This window comes from Acinetobacter sp. GD03645, from assembly GCF_029845285.1.
In the GTDB taxonomy this organism is placed as follows: Bacteria; Pseudomonadota; Gammaproteobacteria; order Pseudomonadales; family Moraxellaceae; genus Acinetobacter; species Acinetobacter corruptisaponis.
The window spans coordinates 1-4937 of the sequence record NZ_JAOCLL010000041.1; the positions used below are offsets into that span (position 1 = coordinate 1).

Annotated in this window: 6 protein-coding genes and 1 pseudogene; all 7 read right to left on the bottom strand. The window is 44.5% G+C overall.

The annotated features are described in order from the left end of the window. Positions 1–317: hypothetical protein (locus N5J47_RS17955; protein WP_279969914.1), on the bottom strand; the 317-nt coding region annotated here is incomplete at its 3' end. Between the two features lie 59 nt (positions 318–376). Further along, positions 377–607 carry a hypothetical protein gene (locus tag N5J47_RS17960; protein WP_279961405.1) on the bottom strand — a complete coding sequence of 77 codons (231 nt, stop codon included), beginning with the start codon at positions 605–607 and terminating at the stop codon, positions 377–379. Then, entirely contained in the window at positions 600–2558 is a 1959-nt protein-coding gene (locus tag N5J47_RS17965) for a hypothetical protein (RefSeq protein ID WP_279961404.1), read from the bottom strand. The genes N5J47_RS17960 and N5J47_RS17965 overlap by 8 nt, the downstream gene beginning before the upstream one ends. Before the next feature lie 13 nt (positions 2559–2571). Continuing rightward, positions 2572–2967, bottom strand: coding sequence for a hypothetical protein (locus tag N5J47_RS17970; RefSeq protein ID WP_279961403.1), 396 nt, complete (start codon positions 2965–2967; stop codon positions 2572–2574). Next, positions 2964–3260, bottom strand: a complete 297-nt coding sequence (locus N5J47_RS17975) for a carboxypeptidase regulatory-like domain-containing protein (RefSeq protein WP_279961402.1) — start codon at positions 3258–3260, stop codon at positions 2964–2966. The genes N5J47_RS17970 and N5J47_RS17975 overlap by 4 nt, the downstream gene beginning before the upstream one ends. After that, complete coding sequence (locus tag N5J47_RS17980; RefSeq protein ID WP_279961401.1) at positions 3257–4501, bottom strand: hypothetical protein; 1245 nt, start codon at positions 4499–4501, stop codon at positions 3257–3259. Before N5J47_RS17980 ends, N5J47_RS17975 begins: the two co-directional genes overlap by 4 nt. 52 nt (positions 4502–4553) lie before the next feature. Further along, positions 4554–4937 (bottom strand): annotated as a pseudogene (locus N5J47_RS17985) (hypothetical protein); the annotation flags it as partial.

The following is a 4937-nucleotide window of genomic DNA, read 5'->3' on the forward strand; positions in this document are numbered from 1 at the left end:
AATGTCCAACGGATGATTGCCCAGAACGGCAAACCTGCGGCAAAGAAAATACCGCCTATTGCACATAACCCCGACCATGTTAAAAGGTAGTCATGCATTTCAAAGTACTGAATCAGGAAACCTCCTCCTGCAATACTGCCCACCACTGTGGTAATCAGGCTCACAACCCATTCACTGCGGGTTCTCGGCATCCGTGTCATCACTACAACCAGATACACCAGTGCAGCTGATAAAATCATAATCCCCAACAAAATAACCATTCCGTACATCTTGATGGCTGCCGCCATTCCAACACCACTGCTTACTGGCTCTGCCATTTTTCATTTCTCCAAAAAAGAAAAAACCGCATTTAAGCGGCCTATTTATTTAATTAAGTCTATACTTCGATTTGATATACAACGCCTGTGGGCGCACTTCTCTTTATTTCATTTCCACTGATATAAACTCGGTCTCCCACGTTAAAAACTGTTGAACTGGTACACAGCACAAGCCCTGTGCCATCCACAACTAAAACCTTGTAGTTCGGATGGTCCGCACTCTGTACTGTCGCTATAAACTCTGGATTCTTGGGTATTAATTCCAAAAAACGGTTGAAAACATTACTCACGGTTCACCCTCTCCACTGATACGGTCTGGTTCACAACATCATGCGAAAATGACCCGCTGACACCATCACCTACACCCCACCAGTCTGCATTGAACGCAATCAGTTCACCTGGTGTACATAAGCCGACCTGTGCTGACACGGGCATCAACAGGCTATGGCTTTCAACCATGCCAGCCTTGGCTAAAACTGCACGTCCCTTTTCATGCATGGCGCTTACTGATGTGAGCAGTGGATTGTTAATCGATTCCTGAAGAACATCACCAGCCGTTCCGACCCGTTTCACCTGCCCTGTGTCACCATTGCGGTCATTGGTAAGGAAAACCCCGTTGTAGTCGGGATACATTGCATAATCTGTTGAGAGATCAGTAACCAGGGATTCAGGAATCACACGGTCATATTCGGCTATATCAATTGCATCCCAAAATGTCTTTTTATAAAGTGGCTTGATCGTCAGCGTGTTGCTGTCAGGTTCACTGTAGATAAAGCCACCTGCCGCATCAGCAATCAGTTTAATCGCCGCAATCGGTGTTAAATTTGAGTAGCTCAGACTGTTGGCAGGTAATACCCAACCCAATGCATCAATCAGCTGCCAGTTCAACACGATATCGCTACTCACTCGGTCTAACTCAGCTTGCACCAGCTGTACTGATGTTCGCTCATTCTCCTGTGTGAATGATCGTGTTGGCGAATAAGGCGCATCAAGCAAGGCTGTGGGACTGCGGCCAGACAATTTATAAACATCCTTTGCAAACTGTCTCGAGCGTGAAATGTTTTCAAGCAACATGCGGTGCTCATTGCCATTGATTAATATTTTGAGAATCACAGGCTGGCCGTCCACTGGATCCAGTTTTGATTTTTCATAAAACGGAATGGTCAGGTTGTAGGACCAACACCATGAGCCACGGTCGCAACGGTAGTCACCATTGTTGACCTGTATTTCCTGCCCGTTATCCAGACGTGTCACTTTTAAATCATTCACGATATACCACCAGTCAACAGGCGCCAGACTCGGAATACAGTCATCGGCACCGAAATTTAAAACAACATTGTGAGAATCAATGTCATGACACAGACAGATAAAGTTCAGGTCGGTGGACCCGACATATTCAGGCTTTGGCTGTGGTTCAATTGGATCTACTTTAGACTTGCGGTAATAAACAGCCCTTGCCACTTCCCAGGGAATCGAATCAGTCGTGACCAGTTCCAGTCCCTTGTCATGCCTGAACGTAAACCGCTTTTCAAACACTTCTGCGACTTCATGACTAAACGTAAATTTCCTGCGTTTCCTGATCATTTCATCCCAGTCAGTCTCCCGATTGATCAGCAGCTTTTCAGCCTCTTCAAAAACTAAAGTTCTAGCAATAAAACGTTTATCGTTCTCTTGCCACACGATTTGATAATCACTCGAGAGCTTTGTTGATTCTTCAAAAACTGATTTAACCGATTGCTGAAGAAATGTGGCTTTGTCAAAACCAGCCGTGACTGCATTTGAAAGAGTAAGTCCACGCTCAAAAATAAAGGCGCTGTTGTGCGCCTTAAATCTTGCTTTTCCATATCTGACATGACTTTCAATCAATGCAGGCAAAGCCTTTTGATAACTAAAAACACTTAAATGATTAAGTCCAAGCACGAAATTAATATCAAAATGCGTATTAATCGAAGAGCTAAATGCTGCATGAATCACAGCATCAACCGAACAGAATTGATTTGAAACAACTGCAGTGATTTCAGCATTAAAATCTGTCGCAATCACACAATCAATTTGTGCAACACTGCCTTGTAATGTTGTAATTTCAGGGATAAATGCTGTTGCAACAACCGCATCAATACTCGCTGTAATAACCTCATTTGCACCGAAATTCAGAACGACATTGTGCCCATCAACTATGCCTGCGACTTCATTGAAGTTTAGGTCAACATTATGGCTATCAGGTGGGATGTAATTTGACACATGCACACCTCATTTAAGTCGATGGTCTAAGCACAATTGAATTGATCATCAGGGTACTTCCAAGCGCCAAGCTAGGATTTGCCAATGTAATATCCGTACCTACCGTAAAATCTGCCACGGCATCACCATTACCATTGTATAAACGCGCCCATGTTGCTGTGCCTGCCTGCGTCACAGTAGCGGTATCCGTCGGATATAACTCTATGCTGTCTGCATTGAGTTGTTTAAAACATGGTTCGGGAAAATTCAGCGTGACTAACTTATCACCTGAGCTGGCAGCAACCGCAACACTTGCAGGCTTTGTACCTTTATAAAATGAAAAAGTAGCATTGCTACTACCTGTATCTAAGAAATTTGCCAAGGCTTGTAATTGGGCCAAGCCTGCGGCCATTGATGGGATCACACTCATTTCGGCACCACTAAGTCCGCAATCACTGCGTTATATTGATTAAGTGGATGATGGGCAATAATAAAAAATGTGCCCATCGCTAAATGATCAAACTCATAATTTCCTGAGCTGTCGGTTAAAACCTCATTGATCAATCTGCCTGTCAGACGCTCAAACAGCCGCACACGGCATGGAATTGGGATATTTGTCTGTTTGACTTGCCCTTTAATTGCCAAGCCATTTAATAAGGTCAAAACTCCATCTGCATCGCTGGTGCGCGTGGTTTTAATCGCTAATTTAATAAGTACCGTCATAAGCTACCCAACCCCATAACAAGCTGTCCAGAACTGGTGTTACTGGTGACATTGATTGGCAAATATATTTGTGATGACTTAGTGAACGGGGTTAAATGGGTAAAGGGCTTTACCTGAAAGAGCCAATGCAGATTGGGAATCATGCCCCGATATATAGATCCAGTTTCAAAAATAAATGTTGGCGCAAAAGGGATGTTGCCCGCATAACTTGTGACCGTTGCCGTTGTTCCTGTCATTGTTTCTGCGAAGTTTGCAAACGCAATGGTTGATATGCGCGCAGTGCCTGGAACTCCAGTCATGTCGTATTTACGCTGCAACAACAGACTGTTTTGCGTGCCACGGGTCAAAGCTATAGTATCGCCTGGATAAAGCGATGCGCTTGCATTTACATATGCATAAGTACATGACAAAAAAGTATTTGCGCTATCTGTGCTGAGCGCACTTTCAAATGACCCAAATCCATAGGACAGCAGATCAGTATTGGATGTAACAGTAGAATTAAAGACATAAAACCAGTCTTTATTCCCCACAATCACCCATGCGCGGTTTCCCGTTGCAGGTGCAGCAGTATCACTGACCGATGTTGTAGGCACGCCACTTCTTGCGTAATACCATTTAGCCCAGCCATTGGTTGCGGTAGATCCGCTCCCTGTACCTGTCCAGTTTTTATCTGGTAAGGCACTATCATACGGCGCTTGAATGCCCACCAAGGTATCAATGCCCGTCATATCCTCAACAATGCCAACCTTTGCAAATTTTGCATAGGTAGATGTGTATGCGGCATCAAGTGCATCGACTACACGCAAATATGGACGTGATGCAAGCAAGGTGTTCGATGAGCGGTATGCCGCCTTACCAGTTCCATTAAATGGTTTTAGCCAGCCAATAGGTGGCAATGAACAGTTAATCGTACCTGTTGCGGTTGTCACACTCGGTGCAGCAGCAAGCTGGAAAGTGAGGGTGTTGGCATTTGGCACTGTCAAAATACGGTGCTCACCGTTGTATTCGGTTTGTGTCGCACCTGCAATCTTGATCACCTGATACTGCATGAAGTTATGTGCAGAACCAAAAGTGGCAGTGACTGTCGTTCCACTAGCTGTAAGTGTTGAAACTGTTTGCGAACCAAAACCATTCACTAAACAGGCATCGAGCACATCAATCATACAGCCGAAATTATTAGATAATTGAGGCGCATTGGTATTTGTATGCACATAAAACTTAATATCTATACTTGCGACCATTTTTCTATACTCAATAAAAAGGGCTGCAATTGCAGCCCATAGGTTTAGTTGTTTATATATCGCGGTCAATATCACCACGAAACATGATCTGGAAGTTATCGCCTAGAACTGCTGGTTCTGACTGTTTTACTGTCCTGATACACCAGATCGGGTACATTGCGGCGATAGTGTTGAATCGCAGGACGTTGCCAGACACCCAGCCACCAGCACCCCAACCCTCTTTTTTAACTTGAAAGTACGGCTCACTGGTGACTGGATTAATCGGCATACAGTCAGCATTGACATTACCTGTGCCGATCTGCCCCGATACCTCGCCAATAATCCTAAAGTTGGTTGTATCTATGAACACAATTGCCCAGCGCTCCTGAATCGCACCCTTGTTTGTAACCTGGATTGGATACAAAGCATCATTGTAATTCGGTGTGATCGGCTGGCC

Bases quoted from the DNA above. Each gene is read 5' to 3' on its own strand.
- N5J47_RS17980 (WP_279961401.1), bottom strand. From the start codon at position 4,501: ATGGTCGCAAGTATAGATATTAAGTTTTATGTGCATACAAATACCAAT.
- N5J47_RS17970 (WP_279961403.1), bottom strand. From the start codon at position 2,967: ATGAGTGTGATCCCATCAATGGCCGCAGGCTTGGCCCAATTACAAGCC.
- N5J47_RS17975 (WP_279961402.1), bottom strand. From the start codon at position 3,260: ATGACGGTACTTATTAAATTAGCGATTAAAACCACGCGCACCAGCGAT.